The sequence below is a fragment of the Arthrobacter sp. TWP1-1 genome, from assembly GCF_049897845.1.
Taxonomy (GTDB): Bacteria; Actinomycetota; Actinomycetes; order Actinomycetales; family Micrococcaceae; genus Specibacter.
Map to the genome: position 1 here is coordinate 203,480 of NZ_JAFCXC010000003.1, position 22,217 is coordinate 225,696.

Consider the following 22,217-nt stretch of genomic DNA (forward strand, 5'->3'; position numbering starts at 1 on the left):
CAGCACAAACGCTGCCTGACTCGCTCAGGCGGCGGCGCGGCCGGCCGCCCAGTAGGCCTTCATGATCCGGGCCTTGAGCATTTCGGGAGCGTTCAGATCGCTCCACTTCACCCTGATGAACCTCCACCCCTCTTCGATCAGGGCGTTCTCCCTAACGCGTTCATTGATCAGGGCCTGTTCGGTAGTCACTCCATAGTCAAAGTATTTGGTATCACCATCGAATTCCAGAATCAGGCGGATACCCGGCCAGGCGAAATCGACCCTGTACGCACCACCGCGTGTGCTGATGGTGATCTGAAGTTCTGGCTGCTCGATGGGCAGCTCGGCAACAATGAGCCTGGTGCGGGTTTCCCCGGCCGATTCGGACAAGCCATTGAGCCCTTCCACCGCCATTCGCGCCTTCTTGACTCCCCTGCGGCCGGCGGAAGACTCCAGAAGCTCCCGTAAAGCCTCCATTGTCAGCCCACTATTGAGGGCTGAATCCCCTATGATCACGGCCTGCTCAAAGGGTGCCGACATTGAACATTCCAAAACTGTATGGGCCAGATCGGTAAAGACGGCCACACCAACACCCGGCACAACGGCGCGCACAAGATGTTGCGGATCAATTGTTCTTGCGTGCTGTACAACGTCCCGGGCGCCCTTCAGCGTGGACGAACGGTAACCGCTACTGATGTGTATCCGTTGCGGACAGTTCCAGAGCCGAAGCTTGTGCAGCCGGGCAGCACTGAAATGAGAGTAGATTACTGTGCCGTTGGCAGCAGCAATATGTCCCTGTAGGACTAGCTCCTCCCGAATCCAGGGCTTGCTCCCCTGCCAACCACGCATTGGCATGTAGACGCCGCGGCGCAGGTGGTGAAGCAAACCACGCTTGACCCCATAGGCTATCGTTCTGCCATCCAGACCAGCTTTGTGCAGTTGCGCCGTGGTGGCAATGCGACGATCAGGCGGCCACAACTGATCAAAGAGGGCCTCGACTTGTGTACGTTCCATGATCTGATTCTCGAAATTTCAGTCCGCTGATTCAAGGCCAAAATCCTGAAATCGGGAAATCTGTGGATAACATCTGCGGCAATTCCGCCTGCTCAGCTCACGTGTGCTGGTGCACGTCGCATGGTAGGTAGTTAGCCAGCGATTTCTGCGACTAACTACCTACCAAACGGATTTGGGGCTACAGCCGGGCGTTGTGTGGCTTCGACTGGCACAGCGGGCAGAAGTGCGAGCCACGGTTCATGAAGGTCTCACGCTTCATCAACGTGCCACAGCGCGGGCACGGCTGGCCGTCGCGACCGTAAGCATTCAGTGAACGGGAAAAGTACCCTGAAGCGCCGTTGACGTTCACGTACAGCGAGTCAAAACTGGTCCCGCCAGCGTCAAGTGCCCGCTCCATGACGTCACGGGCCGCATGAATGATCCGCTCGGTATCGGGCCGGCGCATGGTCTCGGTGGGCCGGGCATAATGCATCTTGGCAGCCCAGAGCGCCTCATCAGCGTAAATATTGCCGATTCCAGAAACAAAGGCTTGGTCCAGCAAGGCTCGCTTCAGCCCAGTCTTGCGGGCACGCAGCTTTTGATGGAGAGCCTCCATGTCAAAGAACTGATCCAAGGGGTCACGGCCAATATGGGCAGCTTCCTCCGGGATGAGCGCGAGGCCACCATCAGTCACCATGCCGCAGCCACCCGGCAGGCCATCGGCAGTGGGAACCAGGGAGGTGACAAACATGCCGCCGAAGATCCGCTGATCAACGAAGCGTAGTTCCTCGGGAGCATCGGCCCGCGGAGAAAAGGATAAGCGTACCTTGAGATGTTTTTCGTGGGGCTGCTCCGGCGATTCCACCAGAAGCTGTCCACTCATGCCAAGGTGGGCCACAAGTGCTGTGTGCGGGGTGGAAGAAGATGACGCGTCATCGCTGAGGGGCATCCAGAGAAACTTTCCGCGCCGGACAACGTCCAATACGGTGGCACCCATAAGATTCCCGCGGAAATCTTCAAGGCCTAAAGTATGCCGGCGGATCGATCGTGGATCGGGAACGGAGACATCCGTGATGCTTCGTCCTGCGATCCAGCGTTCCAGACCGCGGCGAACTACCTCAACCTCAGGCAGCTCGGGCATTATTCAGCGGCGGAAGTAGCGGAGGAAGACTCCGGACCGAAGCGCTTCTGCAGTTCAATCCAGGCCTCAGCAGCAGCGGTGCGCTCGGCTTCCTTCTTGGAGGGACCCGTGCCGGTGCCGTAATGCTCTCCGCCAATGATCAGGCGCGCGGTGAAGGAACGGTCGTGGTCGGGGCCAACGCCGGTGATGTCGTAAGCAATGGTGCCGAGGTGCTTGGCGGCCGAGATTTCCTGGATGTTGGTTTTCCAGTCGGTGCCGGCGCCGAGAACGGCGGAATCGGCCAGCAGTGGACCTACTAGGCGCATGACCAGCTGGCGGGCAACTTCAATGCCGTGCGTCAGGTAGGTGGCGCCGATGAGGGCCTCCATGGTGTCAGCCAGGATGGAGGACTTGTTGCGGCCCTTGGTGAGCCGTTCACCCTGGCCAAGGTAAATGAATTCACCAATACCTAGGGAGCGGCCAATCGAGGCGAGGGCCCGCGTGGAGACCACAGAGGAGCGGCGCTTGGCCAGATCCCCTTCAGGCAACAGCGGGTTATCGCGGTATAGCGCGTCGGTGACGGAGAATCCAAGGATTGAATCGCCGAGAAACTCGAGGCGCTCGTTGGTCGGGAGGCCACCGTTTTCATAGGCGTAAGACCTATGTGTGAGGGCAAGACGAAGCGTCCCGGCATCAATACTGACACCGAGACGCTTCAAAAGCAGTTTGTGTCCGTCCGTGAGTTCCGGTGATGGAATTTCTGCGGACATGACACTCCTGCTAAATATTAATTAATTCGAACGGACCAATTGGCCGCACGGACGTCTTTAGACGTCAGCAACCTTACGGCCCTTGTATTCCAAGAACAGTGCGGTACCGGCTGAGTCGGTAACGACCTTGGCCTGGTGCGGGAGGCTGTAAACAACCTCTCCATTTTCAATGGTCTTTACCAGAGCAGGCGCGGTGGCCTTCCACTGGGAACGGCGTGCGCGCGTATTGGCACGGGACATCTTCCGCTTCGGAACAGCCACGGCAAACTCTTTTCTCTCGATAACTCACAGGCATGTGCCCACAAGTAAAAACTTATTTGCTAGTTTTCTTCGCCGGTTAAGCCCTGTAGGGCAGCCCACCGAGAATCTAGGATCTCGTGATGGTGCCCCGGCTCATCCGCAAGGTGTATTCCGCATTCGGAACACAGACCCTCGCAGTCTTCCCGGCACACCGGCTGGAACGGCAGGGCGGTTACCACTGCGTCCCGCAACACCGGTTCAAGATCGATAGAATCGTGCTCGACCCAACGTTGCTGATCTTCTTCTTGTTCAAGGAATTCCGCGGACGGCTCCTCGTAGAAGAAAAGTTCTTGCACATCGACTTCAAGGTCATCCTCGAAAGTCTCCAAGCAGCGGGAGCATTCGCCAGTTACTTCGACAAATACATTACCCGACACCAGAATTCCTTCATGGACGGCCTCAAAACGGAGTTCCAGATCCAAATTGGATCCAGGCGTCGCGCCAATGAGCGGAGTGCCAAATGCTTCCGGCACAGGTATATGTTCTTCGAACTTCCACATGCTGCCGGGGCTGCGCCCAAGCTCCCTCACACTTACGTTGAGGGGCGTGCCATGGTTGGACTTATTGCCCAACGTGGTTTCGCTAATGAGAACTCCTGTAAAGAACATATGACCGACGCACTATCTTAGCCCGAAAGCTCACGGGCATCAAAACGAGCGGTACCAGACCAAATCGGCCTTATCCAGTCTACGACAGTTGCCCCACTCAAGGCGACCCCATTTGCGTGTGCCGTGCGTGATGTAACTCTCAACTACTTTTGTGGCCGCTTTTGTGGCTACTTTAGGGATGCCCGACGTCGGACGGCTGGCTTGCGCTGGGCAAGGAGGCTATCGCCTCGGCGGCACCACCGGAACCGGCCGGGTATCCGGCCCAACATCACCTTGGAGCCTGCGTAATACAGCCCGGGGAACGTAATCCGCCACGTCTCCGCCTAGGGTGTGGACTTCCTTGATCAAGGTCGAGGAAAGGTGGAGGTACCTGCTGTCGCCTGGCAGAAAGACGGTTTCGACGCCGGACAGCTGACGGTTCATGGTGGCCATGGGCAGTTCGTAGTCAAAATCAGATGAGGACCGCAGCCCCTTCACGATCGCTGAGACGCCGCGGGCGTGACAATACTCCGAGAGCAGCCCCTCCCCCATGGGTTCAACCACAATGCCCGATAGTGCGGAGAAAGTATTCTTCGCCATTTCCAGCCGCTCATTGAGTGAGAACCGGTATTTCTTGGCGTAGTTGGTGGAGACCGCAACGATAACTTCGTCAAAAAGTCCCGCGGCCCGGGCGATCACCTCAATGTGGCCCTTGTGAATGGGGTCAAAGGATCCGGGGCATACGGCGCGTCGCATACAAGAGAATCTAGTCCAGATTCCCCTCACGTGGCCAATGATTTGGCCCCGTACTGTCACATTTCAAGGTTTACCGGCAATTACCGACAAGTAGCAGCCCCATGGCACATCCCACCCGCTAGGGCGAAGGCCGCCGCGGCCGGTAACGTAGCCAACAGACATGCACGCAACGAAGGAGCAATAATGAGCACGCCCTGGCAGCGGACAGCCCACGGAGCAAACCTGATGGGCCCGGATGGCTCCCTCGGCGTCACGATCTTCGAGGAGATCACCACCCTCGCCAACCACCACCAGGCAATCAACTTGGGCCAGGGATTCCCTGATGAGGACGGCCCGGCGGAACTCAGCCGCCTAGCTCAGGAGGCCATCGCCGCCGGCCATAACCAGTACGCACCCGGCAAGGGAATTCTGGATCTGCGCCGTGCCGTGGCCGAGCACCAGGATCGCTTTTATGGCATCGCTCTGGACCCGGAAAATGAAGTAATCATCACCACCGGCGCCACCGAGGCCATCGCCGCGGCCGTGCTGGCGCTGACGGGACCGGGCGATGAGGTACTCACCTTCGAGCCGTTCTACGATGCCTATGGCGCCATGATCGCGCTCAGCGGCGCCAAGCACACCACGGCCGCGCTGCTCGCTCCTGACTTCATGCCGGATCTGAGCACGTTGGAGAACAGCTTCAGCCCGCGCACCAAGATGGTCATCATCAACAATCCGCACAATCCCACCGGGGCCATGTTTCCCGAGACCGTGCTCACCGAGATCGTCCGCCTCGCCATCAAGTTCGACGCCGTCATCCTCACCGATGAGGTTTATGAGCACCTGACGTTTGGTCCCCGGCACATACCCGTGGCCACGCTTCCGGGTGCCGCCGGGCGCACGCTCACCATCTCCTCAGCAGGCAAGACCTTCTCCTTCACGGGCTGGAAGATCGGTTGGCTGTCGGGACCGGCGGAGCTCGTCGCCGCGGCCCGCACCGTCAAGCAGTTCCTGAGTTACTCCTCCGGAACCCCGTTCCAAGGTGCCATCGCCGCAGGATTGCGGATGGATGCCAGTTACTTCACCGACGCTGCTGCAACGTTGGCCCGCAAACGGGACATCCTGGGCGAGGGCCTGCGCGCAGCGGGGTTCGATGTTTACCTGCCGCAGGGCACCTACTTCATCAATGCGGACACTTCGAAGATGGGCATCACGGACGCCACAGCCTTGGCCCGCCGGTTGCCGGAACTCATCGGCGTGGCCGCCATCCCCGTCCCGGTGTTCTGCCATCCCGAGGGTGCCCAGCGCACACGGTCGCTGCTGCGGTTCGCGTTCTGCAAGCAGGTCCCTCTGCTCGAGCAGGCCGCCGAACGGCTCTCAACGTTGCAGGATAAACTTTGATGTCCAGCCGATTCCTGCGGACCAGCGGAGTGCACGCCACCGTTGAGCCTGATCCGTGGCATACCAACGCGTTTGTGTTGAGTATTGACGGCGCGGAGCAGTCGCACGTGAATGTGGCACAGCCTCGGGAGGTGTTTTACGAATATCTGCGCCGCATCGCCAACGCCATTGATCTCCTCAAGCCGGCCGGCGAGCCCATCACGGCTCTGCATCTAGGTGCTGGTGCGCTGACGCTGGCCCGGTATATCCAAGCCACGCGCCCCGGATCAGTTCAGCACGCCGTCGAACTGGAACGCGAACTCCTGGACTTTGTCCTCGATCAGCTGCCCATGCCCGCCGGGACTCTTCTGACCAGTCATGTGGGGGATGCCCGCGAGGCCCTCACCGAACTGCCCGAGGGCATACATTTCGATGTGATCATTTTGGACATTTTCAGTGGTCCGGAGGCACCGGCCCATCTGGCCTGCTCAGACTTTTACCAAGAGGCAGCGGCATTGTTGGCTCCATACGGAATCCTGGCGATCAACGTCGGCGACGAGCCCGGCTTCACCTTGGTCACGAGCCAATGCAAGGCATTGCAGGAGGCCATGGGCCATGTGGCCGCATATGGCACGAGCATGCTGTTTAGCCGTCGCTACCCCGGAAACATCATCCTGCTGGGCAAGAACAGCCCGTGGCCGGAGGGTTGGGCGAAGCAACTGGTTGCGGCAGGCCCGCACCCGGCAACAGTCCTCACGGGAGTGGAGCTGGACGATCTCACCGGCTAGAACGGCTAAACCCCCTCAACGCTCCTTCACCTTTGGGGCTTAATCCCGTTTCGCTCCCTCACTAAAGCCGCTCCTCTTCAACCGCTAAGGCACCCGTTAAAGTTCGACGCCGGCCCCGTCACCTTCCAGCAGCGCCGCCACATCTACCGCTGAAAATTCCACCGGCTTCCCGGTTTTGATGGACGCGGCAGCCGCCTCTGCCAGCGCAACTGCCATGACGCCGTCGTACGGGGTCACGCGGGAGGGCTGCCCCGACGCGCGGGCCGCGGCGAACTCGGCAATCTGTAGTGTGTAAGGGCTATCAGCGGGCGTTTGTGCGGGCAGGTAATCGCCGGGAGCATTGGCAACCTCACCGTCCGGCCGTGAGTACACGGTGCTTCCGTCCGGCGCCTCGATGGTGATGCTGGTGCTGAACGGCAAACCGTCGGGGCCCCACTCGCCGCTAAGCCGGCTGAGCACACCGTTGTTGTGCATGAGGACAATTCGGGCATTGACGGGCCGGGGCAAGATCCCGTCAACGCTTGGCGGGTTTTGAACGGCAAATACGCGCTGCACATCGCCGGCCAGCCAGAGGGCCTGATCGATGTCGTGGATCATCTGGTCCGGGACGATTCCACCGCCAAGCGCCTCATCGAAGAACCAGGATCCGGCAGCCGGAGCGGCACTGGAGCGGCTCAGGTGCAGAACCGCGGGATTCGGTTCGCCAGCCAACTGCTCCTTGGCCGCCACATACTCCGGGAAGAAACGCACCACATGGGCGGGAAACAGACGGACCCCGGCAGCGTGGGCGGCATTGGCGATCTCCGCCGCCCGCTGCGTGTTCTCGGCCAGCGGCTTTTCGCAGATCACGTCCTTGCCGGCGGCTATGGCCGCCATGGCGTATTCGTGATGCGTGGCGGTAGGCGTGAGAATGCTGACCAGGTCCGAGGCAGCAAGCAGTGCCTCAAGGGAATCCACCTCGGTGATGCCATGGTCACGGACTAGGTGCGCGGCGCCGGAGCGTGAATAGACGGTAATCTGCGCACCCAGCTGCTGCCACCCGGCGATGTGAACTCCAGCAATGACACCAGCACCAATGAGGCCAATCCTCAGCTCGGTCACCGCTATTCGTCGCCCGCTGGCTCGGCGAACCAGAGCCTTGTTTCGCCGTACTTCTTATCGGAAAGGAGATCCAAGGATTCGGGCCAGACGGGTTCCGGCGATCGCGCCGACCGTTCCACAACCACCACGGCAAAGGAGCTCAGCTGTGGACCCAACAGTTCCAGAACCAGGGACAACTCATCCTCGGTCAGCGGGTACGGCGGATCCATGAACACGAGGTCCCACTGGTCAACACCGGCCTCGGCGGCCCGCTCCAAGAACGATTCCACTTTGGAACGCTGCACGCGCACCACCTTGGAGCCAACAACTTTGTTGACCAACTCAGCGTTGCGCTGGCACACGGCCGCGGCCTTGTCGTTGAATTCAACGAGCTCCACCGATTTAGCACCTCGGCTGGCGCTCTCAACGCCCAGCGAACCCGAACCCGCGTACAGATCCAGCACACGTGTGCCGGCGAGCATGTTCATGGATTCGAGCCTGGAAAACAACGCTTCCTTGACCCGGTCAGTGGTGGGCCTGGTGCCGTCTCCAGGAACCGAAACCAACGGGCTGCCACCTGCCGCGCCGGCAACAATCCGGCTCATGCGCCAACCCCGGTTTTACTAGCCACGTTCAAGGAATGCCTCATTCTTCTCGGTCACGTACATATCAATTTCCAGCTTGAGAGCCGGATGATATTTTAGCCCGGGATCCGCAGCAACAATGTCGGTGGCGTCTTGGCGGGCCCGTTCAATCAGGTCCTCGTCCCGCAGCACGCTGAGCATGCGCAGCCCACTGGTGCCACCGGATTGCCGTGCACCCAAAATATCCCCCTCGCGGCGCATCTCCAGATCCTGTCTGGCCAACACAAATCCATCGACAGTTGCGGCCACGGCATCCAAGCGTTTGCGGCTGGGATGATCCTTTTCAAGGTTCGTCACCAACAGACACGTACCATCGAGGCCGCCTCGCCCCACGCGGCCACGAAGCTGGTGCAGCTGCGAAATACCAAACCTGTCGGCGTCAAGAATAACCATGAGCGTGGCGTTGTGGACGTCAACACCCACCTCGATGACGGTGGTTGACACCAGCACGTCAATCTCACCGCGGGCAAACGCGGCCATGGTGCCCTGCTTGTCCGGCGAATCCATGCGCCCGTGTAGGACCTCGATGCGTTTGCCGGCCAGCGCCGGGACGCCGCGCAAATACTGGACGACGTCGAGTACCCCAGCCATGGGGCGAGCGTCACCGCCCTGGATCTCAAGCCCTTCATCGTTGGGCCCACGCCCGTGAGGTTCCCGCTCCGAACTTGCAAGGGTTGGGACCGGGTGCGGATCATCGCCGATCTTCGGGCAGACCACGTACACCTGGTGTCCGGCGTCGATCTCTTCACGCGTACGGGCCCACACCCGTGGCTCCCAGCCGGGATGCTCGGCAAGGGGCGAAATGTGGGTGACGATGGGCGCACGTCCGGACGGAAGCTCGGTCAATTCGGAGACCTCCAAATCACCGAACACGGTCATAGCCACGGTGCGCGGAATGGGGGTGGCCGTCATGACCAACACGTGCGGTGGTTTGAGGGCCTTGGCCCTGAGGGAATCACGCTGCTCCACACCAAAGCGGTGCTGCTCGTCGACAACAATCAGGCCCAGATCAGCAAATTGGACGTTGTCTGACAGGAGCGCGTGCGTGCCAATGACGATGCCCGCTTCACCGGAAGCCGCGGCCAGAAGAGCCTTCTTCTTGGCAGCGGCCGGCATGGAACCCGTCAACAGCGTCACCTGAGTGGCGTGGGGGCCGCCGATCAACGTACCGGCGCCAAGGCTCCCGAGCAAGGCTGAAATGGAGTGCAGGTGCTGAGCGGCCAACACCTCGGTGGGAGCAAGGAACGCGGCTTGCCCACCGGCATCGATCACCTGAAGCATTGCACGCAGGGCGATGACAGTTTTTCCAGAACCTACCTCGCCCTGGAGCAGCCGATGCATGGGGTGCCCGGCGGCGATCTCCGAGGAGATCAAACCGCCAATATCCTGCTGCCCGGCGGTCAGCGTGTAGGGCAGCTGGGCGTCGAAGGCATCCAGCAGCCCGTCGCGGACAGGGGCACGGCCCGTGGCATCCAGACTCATGGCCTCGAAACGCTTTTGCGCCAGAGAAGTCTGCAGCGCCAGTGCTTCCTGAAAACGGAAGCGTTTGCGGGCGCGTGGCCAGGCGTCCATGCTCGTAGGCTGGTGAATTTCCTCGTAGGCCTCGGCGAGAGCCATGAGTTTCTCGCGTTTAGCTATGTCCGCAGGGACGGGATCGGGAATCTTATTCAGGTCTAGAACCGGAAGGAGTACGTCGATGACATGTTGGGTTTTCCAGCTGGGAAACTTGGCCGTGGCGGGGTAAACGGGGACGGGCTTGGAGGCATGGAATTCGACCTCAAGCTCAGCCATTTCATCATCCGGGAGCAAGACGTAGCCGGGGTTGGTCAGCACCTTGTTCCCTCCGTAGGTGCCCACCTTGCCGGAGAACATGGCCAATACGCCCGGTTTTAATTCCTGCTTAGCCTTGAAGCCGTAGAAGAAACTGATGACCAGAGCTGATGGCCGGCCCGAGTTGTCGGTGATAATGACGTCGCTAATGGTCCCCTTGCGGGATTGCATGTAGCGTGTCCGCAGGTCCACCACACGGGCAAGGATGGTGACATCCTCATCGACCTGAAGTTGGTCAAGATCCGTAAGATCGCCCCGGGCAATATAACGGCGGGGGAACTGGTGGAGCATCTGACCTACGGTGGTGATGTCGAGCCCTTTGGCTACCTGTTTGGCTGTGGCTGCACCCACCAAGCGCGACAGCTCCAGGGCAAGATCGGAGTACGCCTGGGCAGGCTGCGGAACGCCAGCGTCAGAGGAAACCATGGGCGTCTTCGGTGACGTGAGCTGACAACGCCGAGATACTCACATTGCTTGGATCACCCACAGCTTGGATGGCATCAAGTGCCACGGCTGCCGATGGGACGTGGACGTGCAGGCGCCACGGGTAGGCTCCGGTTTCATCAGCCTCTTCCGAGACGGCGCTCATGATGACCGACTCCCCCAGATCATCCAATTTCATGCGCAGCCCGGCCGCCGCTAGCGGAGTCAGGGAAATAGTGCACATGACCTCAACGCCTTCCTGCTCGGGCATGGACAAAGCAATATTGGGGTCTTGGACCTTGTAGCCGGAGAGCCCGTCCAGCAGGTCCTCCTGGAGCGGTTCGCCCACAATGACCGAACGGAGGCAGTCGAGAATGAGCAGCAGGCCGACGCCTCCGGCGTCCACCACATGAGCATTGCTGAGCACGTCAAGCTGGGACTCGGTGAGGACCACTGCCTCGCGGGCGGAGCGCACGGCCTGGTCAATGGTTTCGGCTAAGGCAAGATTGGATTCATCGCCGTGCTGGGCACCCTCCACCGAACTGGCGCCGATCGCCGCGGCTTCAAGCACGGAAAGCATGGTGCCAGGCATGGGCTCACTCAGGGCACTCCATGCCCGCAATTGCGCGCGCTGCAGGGCCGCACTCAACAGCGGTCCACTGAGTCGCTGAGCACCGGCGAGCGGTTCGGCCATAGCAACGAGGGAAACCGCCAGCAGTGTCCCCGAGTTTCCTCTGGCTTGTTCCATGGCGGCACGCCCGGCAACGGCCATGGTCACGCCCACGTCCGACGGCTCGAGCTCGGCCATGGCCTGTGCTGCCGCCCTGATGGTGTGGTACAGGTTTGTCCCGGTGTCGGCATCGGCCACCGGGTAAATGTTGATGGCGTTCAGCCGGTCGCTGTGATTGGCCAACGTCTGCTCGGCCATGGCCAACCATCGGCGAACTACGGGCGCAGTTGCGGCGATCTTAGACTGCAAAATGATCCCATCCCAGAGCGCCGTCCCCGGCGCTTTTGAAGTACTGTCCGTCCATGGTCACGGCCGGTCCGGCAGCGTCCATCGACACTACTGAGCCTATCCCAACGAAGCCTTCCGGGAGTGTCGCACCGGCCGGGAATGTGGATAACAGACCATGGTCCTCCCCTCCTGTCAACACCCAGGACAGCGGATCGGCACCCAGTACGACGGCGCATTCCTCAAGTCCGCGGGCTATCTCGCGCAGCACGGTGCCGTCCAAATCCAAGCCGACGCCACTGGCCGCGGCGATCCGGCTCGCATCTCGCAATAATCCATCGGAGATGTCCATCATGGCCGTTGCACCGGAGCGGGCAGCAAGGGGGCCGGCCGCCAGCGGCGGTTCGGGGCGGACAAAAAGTGCTGCTGCGGCGGCCAGTGCCGGAGTGTGCGCAGACGGGAGAATTGAACTCTCGTGCAGGGCCCAGCCTGCGGCTGAGATACCCATGTTGCCGCAGACAGCGATCTGGTCCCCTACCTGGGCGCCGCTGCGCAGCACCGGAGCCAAGCCGTCCAACGATCCTGTCACGGCCACCGTAATGACCAATTCACTTCCGCCGGAGAGATCGCCGCCGGCCATGGAACATTGTGGCGCCCCGAGCGCAACTGTTGCCGCGCTCAAGCCCTCGGCCAATTGCTCAACCCAGGTGACCGGCGTCGTACGCGGGAGGGTGAGGCTGATGACCATGGCCGTGGCAACCGCGCCCATGGCGTTGATGTCACTGAGGTTTTGGGCGGCAGCTTTCCAACCGACGTCGTACCCGGATGAGGTGCTGCCGTTGGGCCAGAGAAGGCGGAAATCCTTGTCCTGAACCTGCGTGTCGATGGAGATGACGGTGCGGCCATCGGGGGTGGCGATGATGGCGGCGTCGTCCCCGGGACCCAGGAGCATGGAGCTGCCGGCGTGCAGGCGCGGGAAAATCCGGGCCAGGAGCTCGGATTCGGAGAGTTGGGCCACGGTGAGGGTCATGCTTTAACCGTAGCGCCATGGTGGGACATTGCTGGTGCTGGCGACCCGAGGCCTGGCGTCAACCCAGGGCAAGCAGGAACGCCGTGGCATCCATGGCCACCTGCCCCGGACATTCCCAGAGCACCAGGTGTCCCGCCTCGGGATAGGCCTTCAAGACTGCACAGTCAATGCGCTCCACCAGGATGTCCTGCTGCCAGCGCGGCAGCAGGTTGTCGCGAGCGCCCCACAGAATCAGCGTGGGCGCCTGGATGTCCCCAGCCGCAGTGGGCGGCGTCGCTGCACACAATCCCGCCAGAATACGTTTCCACGCGTTCGCCGGCATTCTGGCCCCGTCGGCCACACGGTCCTGGAAATACCACGGGGGAACGTCCTGCACCAGGGGAAACCAGGACAGCGACTCCCGTACCCAGTCCTCCTCGACAGGGTCCGTCAGGGCCTCGACCTCTGCGGCGAAGGCGGGCCTCCCCTGCAGGCTAGCGGGAGAGCCCACCAACACAAGTGCGGCAACAAGGTCCGGGTGCATGAGCGCCAGTTGCTGCGCCACATATCCGCCGCTGGAAGATCCCAGCACAAAGGCCCGGGGCACCTCGAGGGCGGCCAGAATTGCCGCGGCGTCCTCCGCCTGTTCGGCCAAGGAATACCCGCCCTCCGGCTTGTCTGCATCGCCCTGTCCGCGCAGGTCAGGGGCGTAGACCCTGAAACTGTCCAGACACGGCAACAGCCGGTCGAAGCTGCGCCGGGACTCGCCCCACGCATGCAGCAGCAACAGCGGCTTTGCCCCTGCACCACCCTGGATCAAGCAGGGCACCGAGATGCCGGTTTCTAGCAACAGCTTCCTCACCACTGATCCCATGGGATCAGGCTACGCCCCTACTCGCAGGACATCCCCGCATCGCTGAAACCGCCGGCTCGGGTGGCGCAGGCCACTTGCACCGGGCGCCCAGGCCTGAAAGGCTAAGGCCGATGACAATTCAAGAGCAGTACCTGAGGGCCTACGACGAGCAACTCCGCACCGACGCTGAAACACCCAGCGCGCTCAGCGTGACTAAATCGGGTCCACTGCGGCTGGTCACCTTCGCTGGCGGCCGCGGATTCATCACGTACCAAGATCTCGCCGGCGCCACGGCGGAAGAAATCACGGCCATGGTCCCGCAGGCGCTAGCTCATTTTCAGGCAGATTCGGAGATCACCGCCGTCGAATGGAAATCCCGCGGGCACGATCACGCACCCGGCCTCCACGAGGCTCTCCTCGCGAACGGTTTCGAGGCCGATGACCCGGAATCCATCATGATCGGCCCGCTCGAAGCGCTGGCCAAGGACGTCCCACTGCCCGACGGCGTGACGCTGCGAACGGTCACCTCCGAAGCAGACGTCAGGGCCATGAGCGCCATGGCGGACGAGGCCTTCGGCGACCCCGCCAGCACGCGCACGGCTGATGCACTTATAGCCCGTCTGGCAAGGGAAGATGGCATGGAGCTGTGGGTTGCCGAGGCTGACGGCAAGATCGTCAGCACAGGCCGGCTCGAGCCTGTCCCGAGCACGGACTTCGTGGGCATTTGGGGCGGCGCCACGCTCGAGGCCTACCGGGGCCGTGGCATCTACCGTGCACTGACGGCCGGCCGCGCCCGCGCTGCACTCGCCGCCGGCAAGAAACTGGTCCACAGCGATTCCACGGAATACTCCCGCCCTATTCTGGAACGCTCAGGGCTGCTGAAGGTCTCCACCACCACCCCCTCCAACTGGCGCCGCTAGAGTACGACGGCGGGATGTCCCCTCCCGAACTTGGCCGTCAGCTGACGGGGTCGTAATGAAACTCCCGGAGTTCCTGGGAGCAGCGGCAGGCGACGGCTATCTTCGCGGCCCACTCGAGGGCTGCCTCCCTCGAAGGTAACTCAAGAATGAGGTAGCCGCCGTTGGGCAGCTTGTGACCCGGGTAGGTCCCCTCGGTGAAGGTGCCGTCTCCGGCAACGAGCACCGGCTCTACGCCATCGTTGATGGCGCCGCCAAAGACGTACACGCCCGCTGACTTGGCCTCCTCGATGGCTGCATGTGAGGTTTCAACCACCGCCTCGAATTCTTCCTCCGGGACCACCATGGCTTCACCGGGAAACGAGATCAAGTACTTCGTCATTCGAGGACTCCTCTGCTCCTGCGGCACCATCCCTCAGCTCTTCGCCGCAACGCCATGTTGCGTGTAGCCCGATTATGAACTTGGGGCCAGACCGGGGTCAAGGATGAAAATGACGCCGATCCGGTCATTCGCCGCTGGTAATTCCAGCGCGAATGACCGTATCGGCGTCATGACTGTCAGGGACGAGGCTACTGCTCCTGCATGGGGATCCGGACCCCGCGCTCGGCGGCGACGTCAATGGCCCGCTCGTAACCGGCGTCGGCGTGGCGAATGACGCCCATGCCCGGGTCATTCGTCAGCAACCGTGCCAACTTCTCGCCCGCCAGGGCCGAACCGTCGGCAACGGATACCTGCCCGGCGTGAATGGAGCGGCCAATGCCCACACCGCCGCCGTGGTGGATGGAGACCCAGGTGGCGCCCGATGCCGTGTTGAGCATGGCGTTCAGCAAAGGCCAATCGGCGATGGCGTCGGAGCCATCCTTCATGGATTCGGTCTCACGGTAGGGCGATGCAACAGAACCCGAATCCAAGTGATCGCGGCCAATCACGATCGGCGCTGACACCTTGCCCGAAGCCACGAGCTCGTTGAACAGCACGCCAGCCTTGGCGCGTTCGCCGTAACCGAGCCAGCAGATGCGGGCCGGCAGGCCTTCAAACTCAACATGTTCGGCGGCGGCATCGAGCCAACGGTGCAGGTGCGTATTCTCCGGGAACAGCTCCTTGAGCGCCTCATCGGTGACGCGGATATCCTCGGGATCACCGGAGAGCGCAACCCAGCGGAACGGGCCCATTCCCTCGCAGAACAACGGGCGGATGTAGGCCGGAACAAAGCCGGGGAATTCGAAGGCACGGTCGTAGCCGCCCTTGCGAGCCTCGTCGCGAATCGAGTTGCCGTAATCGAAGACCTCAGCACCGGCATCCTGGAATTCCACCATGGCCTGTACGTGGCGGGCCATCGCATTCTGGGACTTCTTCGTGAACCCCTCGGGATCAGCTTCAGATTCGGCAGCCCACTCCTCCACGGAGTATTCGGTGGGCAGGTAGGACAACGGATCGTGCGCACTTGTCTGGTCGGTAACAATATCCACCGTGAATTCTCCAGCCTTGTGGCGGCGCAGGATCTCCGGGAACACTTCGGCGGCATTGCCCACAACACCCACGGACAGCGGCGTCTTGGACGCCTTCGCCTCCAGGACCCGCTCCAGCGCAGCGTCGAGGGAAGGAGCCAGCTCATCGAGGTAGCGCTTGCCCACACGGCGCTGCAGGCGCTCGGCCGACACGTCCACGATGAGGCAGGCGCCACCGTTGAGGGTGACGGCCAGTGGCTGTGCGCCACCCATGCCACCGCAGCCGCCGGTCAGCGTCAGCGTTCCGGCCAGCGTTCCACCGAAGCGCTTTTCGGCAATCGCTGCGAAGGTTTCAAAGGTCCCCTGAAGAATTCCCTGGGTGCCAATGTAAATCCATGAACCGGCCGTCATCTGGCCGTACATCATCAGCCCCTCGGCCTCGAGCTTGCGGAACTCGGGCCACGTTGCCCAGTCCCCCACAAGGTTCGAGTTGGCCAGAAGCACACGCGGCGCCCACACGTTGGTGCGGAACACGCCAACCGGCTTGCCCGACTGCACGAGGAGGGTCTCGTCGTCGTCCAGGGTCTTCAGGGTGGCGACAATGGCGTCATAGGCTTCCCAGGAACGGGCAGCGCGGCCGGTCCCGCCGTACACCACCAGATCCTCGGGGCGCTCGGCAACCTCCGGATCGAGGTTGTTCATGAGCATGCGCAAGGGAGCCTCCGTCTGCCATGACTTGGCAGAAAGCTCGGTGCCGCGGGCTGCACGGATGGTGCGGGAGGGGTCATGCATCGTTGCCATGATGTTCCTTAGCTGTTGGATCATCGCCGAGGACGGGAAGTCCTGGCGAAAGTTCTTATGTTCTTATCCAACCCCCGGCGGTCGCGCAATCCTAGGGGTTCACTGTTTGGTCTGTCTGTGATCCAAGACAATACGGAAGTACGACGGCGGAACGTCACCTCCTGCGGGATGCCCACGCCGGAGCGGTGTGAGACTCACGTGAAAACGACCTCCGCTAGTTTTGCCGTCAGTACGGCGGGCGAGGCATCTGAGGTTCGAATGCGATCAATCGCGTGCGAGCTCGATTGGACTGCCATCCGAGGTTTCGAGATCCTCGCATCTGAGACAAGGTAGAAATCCCCGACGAGTTCGGGATGCAGGCCGTGCATTGGCCCCCAGTCGGCGGACAACTCGGCGGCTAACCCGCGGGCTGGAACCTCTCCCAGATCGCGGCAAGATCGATGACAACGCCATCTGCAAAGTGGAACTGTCCGTCGTCGCCCCAGCGGGCTCCGTCCAATTCCGCACGCGTTCCCTCACCGCCCAGACCAACAACGGCGGCATAGTCACCGTCCACCGCTGGACCGGCGGTACCAATCCACGGAATCGTCAGGCACTCCCCCATGGGATGGGGCGACGTCCTGCTCCACGTTCCGGAGTCGTCAAGCGCGAAACCCAGACCCGGCAAGGGGCGAATCTCGCTGATGAGCGTTGACTCAGCATCCATGGGCCAGCCGCCCATCCGCAGGGAGGCCAGCAACTCCGGTGAACAGCCGCGGACTCGAACCAGGCGCAGCTCCACAGCACCATGCGTCAGCGACACAGTTGTCACGTCCGGGCCAGGAACAGCCATACCTTCCACGCCACTGCCGTGATCCGGCCCGGCGTCGGGATTAATAGTGATCCAGTTGGTGGTGGCCCGTGATGCTCCGGCCAGTACCCCGGCCATGCCGGTCTCACCGAGGATGTCGGCCTGGCCAAGGAATTCGAATCCGGTCCGGTGCGTCAACTCGTCAGCACCGTTGACCAGCACGACGGCGTTGTCCAGAGATTCGCTCTCAAGGTCCGGGAACGTGTGCGTGGAGTAGCCCAACCGCGCGTAAAGTGGCGAGTCCGCCACGGCCGCACCGGGATTGGCGTGGTCAGTTCCATGGTTCCTGATCCGGACGACGCCGTCGGCCACCGTGCCGTCGACTTGCCAGCCGGGCGCAGCAATCAACCGCCGGGTATTTGCCACCTCCACCGGCAACGGTTCCTCGACCGCCGTCCAGACACGGTGGGCAGCTGGCAGTGCCAAGCCTAGGAATCCCTTAGCTGCCCAATACGGTGAGCCTGCGCCGGAGTAGGCCTGCCGCATTCCCGGGAATTCGCCGTGCCAACCAATGGTGAGGAGGCCGTCGTCGTTGATGGCGCCGCGACGGATAAAGTAGTCAAGCATGCCTGAGGACGCGCGACGTGCCACGCCAGGAGAAAGCCTCGTTTGACCGGACAGCTCGCCCACCCAGAAAGGTGCGGCCGCGGCGAAACGGTAAATAAGGCTGCGCCCCTGAATGAGCGGCGCGCCGTTGCCGCCCACGAGGTAGGCGGCGTCGTCGAGATAGTCCGCCAGCCGCTCGCCGTCGACCGCGGAACGGGCAAGTACCCGCGGATCCGTTGGCGCCATCAGCGCCCACAGCTGTGGGTAGACCTGGAAGGCCCAGCCGTTGTAGTGGTCATAGGCGCGCTCCGGACCGTCGGCAAACCAGCCGTGCCCGCGGTAGAGGGAATCGTGGATGGCCAGGCCAGCATCAATGTCCGCAACCGAGTATCGTCCGCCAACGCTGGCAAGGAAGGTCTCGACGACGATCTGAAACCACACCCAGTTGATGGGCGGGTATTCCTCGCCAATAACGGTCTCGAACCAGGCGATCAGCTGCTCCTGGACCCGTTGCGGAAGCTTGTCCCAGAGCACGTCCCGGGTCAGCGCCAGCCCCACAGCCAGTGATGCCGCCTCAACCTTGGCCTGCCCCAGCTCGCCGGGAGTGGGCCAGCGGTCGGGGTTCGCAGGATTTGTCCCGGCGTCCAGTCCCTCGGCGTACCATTGTGCAATCCAGCCGGTCCTCTCGGGATCCCCAGCGATGCGGAAAGACGCCAGCAGGAAGGTCCGGGCGAACGCCTCCAACGCGTCGCTGCGGGGGCCGTAAACACTGTTAGCACCGGGCAGGTGGAGATTCGCGTGGTCCGCCGTGCCGAACCGTTGAGCTGAGCGCAGCAGGAAATCCGCGTAGGCCGACCAATGCTCCCGCGTCAGACCGGTGCGCGGGGACAGGTCATGGTCAAGCGGAGGAAGAGTTAAAACAGTGTGCGGCATGGCTTCCTCAGGGTTCTTGGGTTGTGCGCGGAGCCCCAACTGAGGACTCTCGCAGAATCAGTTCCGGGTTCAGCTGAATTCGGTGCACCGGTCGCGTCCGGCCTTCGGCGAGGCGGGCCGCCATCAGCTGCACCGCCACCTTGCCGACATAGCGTTTGGGAGGTTTGACGGCGGAAATGGCAGGCTCGGCAAGATAAGCTACCTCGTCGTCGTAGCCAACAATCGCAATATCGCCCGGCACCTGCAGTCCTTTGTCCACGCAGTGCTGCACGAACGCCAAAGCCTGTGTATCGGAGTGGACCAGCAGCGCCGTCGTCCCGGTCTCACGGCAGCGTTCTAGAACATGGTCAAAGTGCTGTGCTCGTTCATCATTGCCCAGTTTCGCGGATTCACCGGAGAACTGATTCTCAATAGGGATGTTCAAAGCGACCATGGCCTGCTCCCATCCGCGAACGACGTGCGGACTCGTGGGGCTGCTCGAATCCGTCAGACAGCCAATCGCGCGGTGGCCTTCCTGCCATAGATGCCGCACCGCCATGCCGGCGCCAAACGCGTGGTCGGTTGCCACCCATTCCAGCCGGTGCGCGGGGATGTCCGAAGGAGTGCGCCGTTCGGCCAAGATCACGGGAATCGGCAGGGCATTGAGCCAGCGCAGCAGGTCGCGCCCGGGAGCGCCCTCCATGTCCGGAGCCACAATGAGCCCGTCGATGTTTTGCGTATCGAGCAGCGCCTGAACCTGGCGGCGATTGTCCGTGGCATCATAGGCCGATCCGCGCACCAAGATCCGCAGGTTTTGACCCTCGGCTTCTTCCCTCGCCCCGCTGATGACCTGCGGCCAGTAATAATCCAGCGATGGCACCACCATGCCAATCGCATAGCTGTGCGCCGACGGCTTCCCCGCGACCGCCGTCCGGTCAAGCGGGCTGCGCAGCGTGGCGCCGCCGTGGACCCGGGAGACTAAGCCGGCGTCGGCGAGGCTGTTCACATCGCGCCGGATGGTCAATTCACTGACGCCGAGTTTGACGGCAATCTCACGCACCGTGATGGCTCCGTGGGCCCGAAGTTCGTCCATGACCAGTTCACGGCGTTGCAGCGCGAACAGCGATTTCCCGCCGCCCTGCTGACTCGAGTCGTTACTCATTAGTTGCCTCCATGCTCACAGTGAATTCGCCGGTGGCGGGTGTTGCGACGGGCAGGCGGAACCGCAGGCGAGTCAGTTTCGTTCCCCAAATCTCTTTCAAAAGCGGGTCATCAAGTACCCATTCATCCACAAGTACGACGGCGGACCTTGGCTTCCAGCGCAGCCTCAAGCCACTGCTGTGGCCGGGTACGGGAGCGGCCCCGCTCGTGTCTATCCCGGGTATGCCCTCCGGCCAGACCGTCGCTGTGCCGTCCTCACCTGTGCCGCCATTACCGAGTTGCAGCGTTCCGGCGATGAGGTAGGCAATGTCGATGTCGGGGTGGTGCGTTTCCTGGTGGTTCGGGGACGTGGGCAACTCCCAGCGGTCCCCGATCACAATGGAACCAACCTCGCGATTCAGGGCCGCCGTGCGAATCCATTGCTCAGCCCGGGCGAACCCGTAAGCAGTGCCGAGTCCCAAGGTTAGTGTTGGTCTAGCGGCGGTTGGTTCCTCGATGACGGTGGCGCCGAATTCCGCACCCGTCCCCTGTTCCAGCCCAAAGGGTGCCGGAACGCTATGCCAAGAACTTTGCATGGCTCGGATCTGGTACCGGTCCGGACCAAACGTTTGAGCGGTGTAGGTGGGTTGGCCCGCGTCAACGAGCAACGGGACACCATCGACTGCCACCACAAGTGATCCGACGTCGCGGTGGTTGTGGTGTTCGCCGTTGTGCCCACCCTTGGCCGTCAGCGTCAGTCCGCGAGCGCTGCCAGCGATTTGCCGGGCAACCATGATCTGCACCGACGGCAGGTAAGTGAACGCAGCAAGTGGAGGCTGGGGCGATTGCTCGTCCGGCTGTTCGAGCCGTTCCGGCTGTTCGAGCCCAGGCACAGCTTTTGACACAGGCCCGGGCACAGGCTGGAGCAAGGAATGAAGGACCCGGCCAAGTCCGGCCTTTGAATCCACTTGTTCACGAACGAACGCGCCAGCGTTTTGCGCCGCTTGTGTATCGCCGGTGCGGATGGCCGCGCGATACAGCATGTCCCACGGCAATCCCTCAGCTGCACGGGCTGGACCATCGGCCACATTCAGGAACCACCGGTCGCCCAGATGCATCCGGTGCGGAAAGGCGACCATTTCCCGGACTACCGGGACATCAGCGGCCAGAACCCTGCCGCTCGCTTCGTCCAGGACGGCCAGTCCTTCCAGTGCTCTGCCGGCACCGTTCCACCAATAGGCGAAGCCTTCATCAATGGCGCCGTCGTCCGGGATCGATGCCAAAAAACGGTCCAGTCCCTCAATACACCTGGAAATGGTGTGCGCCTGGAGCTTCGGGTCATCTACTAGAAGCAGGGCTGCGGTGATGATGTTCGAATGAATCCAAGGGTTCCAGTTGTGAACATCGCCGTCGAGACCGAGCCAGTGCCAGTCGAGTCGATCCACAAAGGGCTGGATCACCCGGCGTTGCGTCTCATAGCGAAGACGCCGCCTCAGGCCTGGTGCCCTCTGGTCTAATCGATCCCCGAGAACCAGATCAATCCATGCAAGCTGGGCAGCGACCTCACCGGCGCCAAGATCCACATAAGGTCGGTCCGGATCGGGAACAACATCGCCCGAGACAGCGAAAACATCATCGTGCGCCGCCCAGCTCCACGAGCTCTGCTCGCATAACAGGTAGGCGCCGTCAACAACTTCGTCGAGCCACTCTTCGGCATCGCGGTGCAGCGCCGACATCACCACCGCTCGTGTAAGGCGCTGCTGCCTCGCTCCCACCATTCCCTCATATGCGGTGCGGTTTCCGTCACGGAAGTAACGGGAATAGTGCGATACCAGCGGGTGCGGCCACGGTGAACCGCGCTCTGCTGATGCCTGATCAACCAGCAACTCAACCGAAGCCGGAGCCACCCCTCGCCAGGCGACATCATCTGCCGGGCGGATGCTGAGCCGATCCCGCGCACCAGCCAAAAGCGACTCCAGAGAATCGTGAGTGGCCTTGCGACCCCAAATTGCGCCGAGGGGTCCAGTAGCACTGAGAGGTCCGGATGACACCACATGCAATTCATCTGCGGATGCGGTTCCGGGGTATTCCGCCATCGCAATTCCCTCTCAATTGTTCGAGCTTGAATGTTTTAGTTCAACTTCGATTATCTTGAT

20 protein-coding genes are annotated in these 22,217 nt (G+C 62.0%); 3 read left to right on the plus strand and 17 right to left on the minus strand.

Going from position 1 to position 22,217, the window contains the following annotated elements:
- Window positions 1–24: 24 nt before the first annotated feature.
- The 6 genes from ACP7B9_RS07375 to coaD all read right to left on the minus strand — a co-directional run bounded on the left by ACP7B9_RS07375 (window position 25) and on the right by coaD (window position 4,505).
- A complete protein-coding gene (locus ACP7B9_RS07375; protein ID WP_425862118.1) occupies window positions 25–993 on the minus strand; it encodes a type IV toxin-antitoxin system AbiEi family antitoxin domain-containing protein in 969 nt (322 codons plus the stop codon).
- Between the two features lie 178 nt (window positions 994–1,171).
- Window positions 1,172–2,113 (minus strand): bifunctional DNA-formamidopyrimidine glycosylase/DNA-(apurinic or apyrimidinic site) lyase, encoded by a 942-nt coding sequence (mutM, locus tag ACP7B9_RS07380; protein WP_425862120.1) that lies wholly within the window; start codon window positions 2,111–2,113, stop codon window positions 1,172–1,174.
- A complete protein-coding gene (rnc, locus tag ACP7B9_RS07385) occupies window positions 2,113–2,862 on the minus strand; it encodes a ribonuclease III (RefSeq protein WP_425862121.1) in 750 nt (249 codons plus the stop codon). Before rnc ends, mutM begins: the two co-directional genes overlap by 1 nt.
- A 57-nt stretch (window positions 2,863–2,919) precedes the next feature.
- Entirely contained in the window at window positions 2,920–3,123 is a 204-nt protein-coding gene (gene rpmF, locus ACP7B9_RS07390) for a 50S ribosomal protein L32 (RefSeq protein WP_054011667.1), read from the minus strand.
- Window positions 3,124–3,182: 59 nt separating this feature from the next.
- Window positions 3,183–3,662, minus strand: coding sequence for a YceD family protein (locus tag ACP7B9_RS07395; RefSeq protein ID WP_425862568.1), 480 nt, complete (start codon window positions 3,660–3,662; stop codon window positions 3,183–3,185).
- A gap of 327 nt (window positions 3,663–3,989) precedes the next feature.
- Window positions 3,990–4,505: a pantetheine-phosphate adenylyltransferase gene (gene coaD, locus ACP7B9_RS07400; RefSeq protein ID WP_425862123.1), complete on the minus strand. Its 516-nt coding sequence runs from the start codon at window positions 4,503–4,505 to the stop codon at window positions 3,990–3,992.
- A gap of 183 nt (window positions 4,506–4,688) precedes the next feature.
- Here coaD and ACP7B9_RS07405 point away from each other — a divergent pair, with 183 nt between their 5' ends.
- Together ACP7B9_RS07405 and ACP7B9_RS07410 are read left to right on the plus strand one after the other, a co-directional pair.
- A complete protein-coding gene (locus ACP7B9_RS07405; protein WP_425862125.1) occupies window positions 4,689–5,885 on the plus strand; it encodes an aminotransferase class I/II-fold pyridoxal phosphate-dependent enzyme in 1,197 nt (398 codons plus the stop codon).
- Window positions 5,885–6,652 carry a spermidine synthase gene (locus ACP7B9_RS07410; protein WP_425862127.1) on the plus strand — a complete coding sequence of 256 codons (768 nt, stop codon included), beginning with the start codon at window positions 5,885–5,887 and terminating at the stop codon, window positions 6,650–6,652. The genes ACP7B9_RS07405 and ACP7B9_RS07410 overlap by 1 nt, the downstream gene beginning before the upstream one ends.
- Window positions 6,653–6,748: 96 nt before the next feature.
- Here ACP7B9_RS07410 and ACP7B9_RS07415 read toward each other — a convergent pair whose 3' ends face one another.
- The 6 genes from ACP7B9_RS07415 to ACP7B9_RS07440 are packed head-to-tail and all read right to left on the minus strand — an operon-like array spanning window position 6,749 to window position 13,467.
- On the minus strand, window positions 6,749–7,753 hold the full coding sequence (locus tag ACP7B9_RS07415; RefSeq protein WP_425862129.1) for a Gfo/Idh/MocA family protein: 1,005 nt from the start codon (window positions 7,751–7,753) through the stop codon (window positions 6,749–6,751).
- 2 nt (window positions 7,754–7,755) lie between these two features.
- Window positions 7,756–8,337, minus strand: coding sequence for a 16S rRNA (guanine(966)-N(2))-methyltransferase RsmD (gene rsmD, locus ACP7B9_RS07420; RefSeq protein WP_425862131.1), 582 nt, complete (start codon window positions 8,335–8,337; stop codon window positions 7,756–7,758).
- 18 nt (window positions 8,338–8,355) lie between these two features.
- Window positions 8,356–10,632, minus strand: a complete 2,277-nt coding sequence (locus ACP7B9_RS07425; protein WP_425862132.1) for an ATP-dependent DNA helicase RecG — start codon at window positions 10,630–10,632, stop codon at window positions 8,356–8,358.
- Window positions 10,619–11,608 carry a DAK2 domain-containing protein gene (locus ACP7B9_RS07430; RefSeq protein ID WP_425862133.1) on the minus strand — a complete coding sequence of 330 codons (990 nt, stop codon included), beginning with the start codon at window positions 11,606–11,608 and terminating at the stop codon, window positions 10,619–10,621. The genes ACP7B9_RS07425 and ACP7B9_RS07430 overlap by 14 nt, the downstream gene beginning before the upstream one ends.
- Window positions 11,598–12,614 (minus strand): thiamine-phosphate kinase, encoded by a 1,017-nt coding sequence (thiL, locus tag ACP7B9_RS07435; protein ID WP_425862135.1) that lies wholly within the window; start codon window positions 12,612–12,614, stop codon window positions 11,598–11,600. Before thiL ends, ACP7B9_RS07430 begins: the two co-directional genes overlap by 11 nt.
- Before the next feature lie 58 nt (window positions 12,615–12,672).
- Window positions 12,673–13,467 carry an alpha/beta fold hydrolase gene (locus ACP7B9_RS07440; protein ID WP_425862137.1) on the minus strand — a complete coding sequence of 265 codons (795 nt, stop codon included), beginning with the start codon at window positions 13,465–13,467 and terminating at the stop codon, window positions 12,673–12,675.
- A gap of 110 nt (window positions 13,468–13,577) precedes the next feature.
- On the opposite strand from ACP7B9_RS07440, the gene ACP7B9_RS07445 reads away from it, so the two are divergent.
- Window positions 13,578–14,366 carry a GNAT family N-acetyltransferase gene (locus ACP7B9_RS07445; RefSeq protein ID WP_425862139.1) on the plus strand — a complete coding sequence of 263 codons (789 nt, stop codon included), beginning with the start codon at window positions 13,578–13,580 and terminating at the stop codon, window positions 14,364–14,366.
- Between the two features lie 37 nt (window positions 14,367–14,403).
- Here the strand turns inward: ACP7B9_RS07445 and ACP7B9_RS07450 are convergent, their stop codons facing one another.
- From ACP7B9_RS07450 to ACP7B9_RS07470, 5 genes are all read right to left on the minus strand, one after another.
- Entirely contained in the window at window positions 14,404–14,745 is a 342-nt protein-coding gene (locus tag ACP7B9_RS07450) for a YciI family protein (RefSeq protein WP_425862141.1), read from the minus strand.
- 188 nt (window positions 14,746–14,933) lie between these two features.
- Window positions 14,934–16,613: a urocanate hydratase gene (gene hutU, locus ACP7B9_RS07455; protein WP_425862142.1), complete on the minus strand. Its 1,680-nt coding sequence runs from the start codon at window positions 16,611–16,613 to the stop codon at window positions 14,934–14,936.
- A gap of 397 nt (window positions 16,614–17,010) precedes the next feature.
- Entirely contained in the window at window positions 17,011–18,942 is a 1,932-nt protein-coding gene (locus tag ACP7B9_RS07460) for a DUF2264 domain-containing protein (protein WP_425862144.1), read from the minus strand.
- A gap of 7 nt (window positions 18,943–18,949) precedes the next feature.
- The gene (locus tag ACP7B9_RS07465; RefSeq protein WP_425862145.1) at window positions 18,950–20,083 is read right to left on the minus strand and encodes a substrate-binding domain-containing protein; all 1,134 of its coding nucleotides are present in this window, start codon (window positions 20,081–20,083) and stop codon (window positions 18,950–18,952) included.
- On the minus strand, window positions 20,076–22,157 hold the full coding sequence (locus ACP7B9_RS07470; protein ID WP_425862147.1) for a heparinase: 2,082 nt from the start codon (window positions 22,155–22,157) through the stop codon (window positions 20,076–20,078). The genes ACP7B9_RS07465 and ACP7B9_RS07470 overlap by 8 nt, the downstream gene beginning before the upstream one ends.
- Window positions 22,158–22,217 lie beyond the last annotated feature (60 nt).

What these genes read in the sequence shown, in the direction of transcription:
- ACP7B9_RS07445 (WP_425862139.1), top strand. Translation starts at nt 13,578, where the DNA reads ATGACAATTCAAGAGCAGTACCTGAGGGCCTACGACGAGCAACTCCGC.
- coaD (WP_425862123.1), bottom strand. Translation starts at nt 4,505, where the DNA reads ATGCGACGCGCCGTATGCCCCGGATCCTTTGACCCCATTCACAAGGGC.
- ACP7B9_RS07465 (WP_425862145.1), bottom strand. Translation starts at nt 20,083, where the DNA reads ATGAGTAACGACTCGAGTCAGCAGGGCGGCGGGAAATCGCTGTTCGCG.
- ACP7B9_RS07405 (WP_425862125.1), top strand. Translation starts at nt 4,689, where the DNA reads ATGAGCACGCCCTGGCAGCGGACAGCCCACGGAGCAAACCTGATGGGC.
- rsmD (WP_425862131.1), bottom strand. Translation starts at nt 8,337, where the DNA reads ATGAGCCGGATTGTTGCCGGCGCGGCAGGTGGCAGCCCGTTGGTTTCG.
- ACP7B9_RS07450 (WP_425862141.1), bottom strand. Translation starts at nt 14,745, where the DNA reads ATGACGAAGTACTTGATCTCGTTTCCCGGTGAAGCCATGGTGGTCCCG.
- mutM (WP_425862120.1), bottom strand. Translation starts at nt 2,113, where the DNA reads ATGCCCGAGCTGCCTGAGGTTGAGGTAGTTCGCCGCGGTCTGGAACGC.
- ACP7B9_RS07425 (WP_425862132.1), bottom strand. Translation starts at nt 10,632, where the DNA reads ATGGTTTCCTCTGACGCTGGCGTTCCGCAGCCTGCCCAGGCGTACTCC.
- rnc (WP_425862121.1), bottom strand. Translation starts at nt 2,862, where the DNA reads ATGTCCGCAGAAATTCCATCACCGGAACTCACGGACGGACACAAACTG.
- ACP7B9_RS07410 (WP_425862127.1), top strand. Translation starts at nt 5,885, where the DNA reads ATGTCCAGCCGATTCCTGCGGACCAGCGGAGTGCACGCCACCGTTGAG.
- ACP7B9_RS07395 (WP_425862568.1), bottom strand. Translation starts at nt 3,662, where the DNA reads ATGTGGAAGTTCGAAGAACATATACCTGTGCCGGAAGCATTTGGCACT.
- ACP7B9_RS07470 (WP_425862147.1), bottom strand. Translation starts at nt 22,157, where the DNA reads ATGGCGGAATACCCCGGAACCGCATCCGCAGATGAATTGCATGTGGTG.
- ACP7B9_RS07440 (WP_425862137.1), bottom strand. Translation starts at nt 13,467, where the DNA reads ATGGGATCAGTGGTGAGGAAGCTGTTGCTAGAAACCGGCATCTCGGTG.
- hutU (WP_425862142.1), bottom strand. Translation starts at nt 16,613, where the DNA reads ATGGCAACGATGCATGACCCCTCCCGCACCATCCGTGCAGCCCGCGGC.
- thiL (WP_425862135.1), bottom strand. Translation starts at nt 12,614, where the DNA reads ATGACCCTCACCGTGGCCCAACTCTCCGAATCCGAGCTCCTGGCCCGG.
- ACP7B9_RS07460 (WP_425862144.1), bottom strand. Translation starts at nt 18,942, where the DNA reads ATGCCGCACACTGTTTTAACTCTTCCTCCGCTTGACCATGACCTGTCC.
- ACP7B9_RS07375 (WP_425862118.1), bottom strand. Translation starts at nt 993, where the DNA reads ATGGAACGTACACAAGTCGAGGCCCTCTTTGATCAGTTGTGGCCGCCT.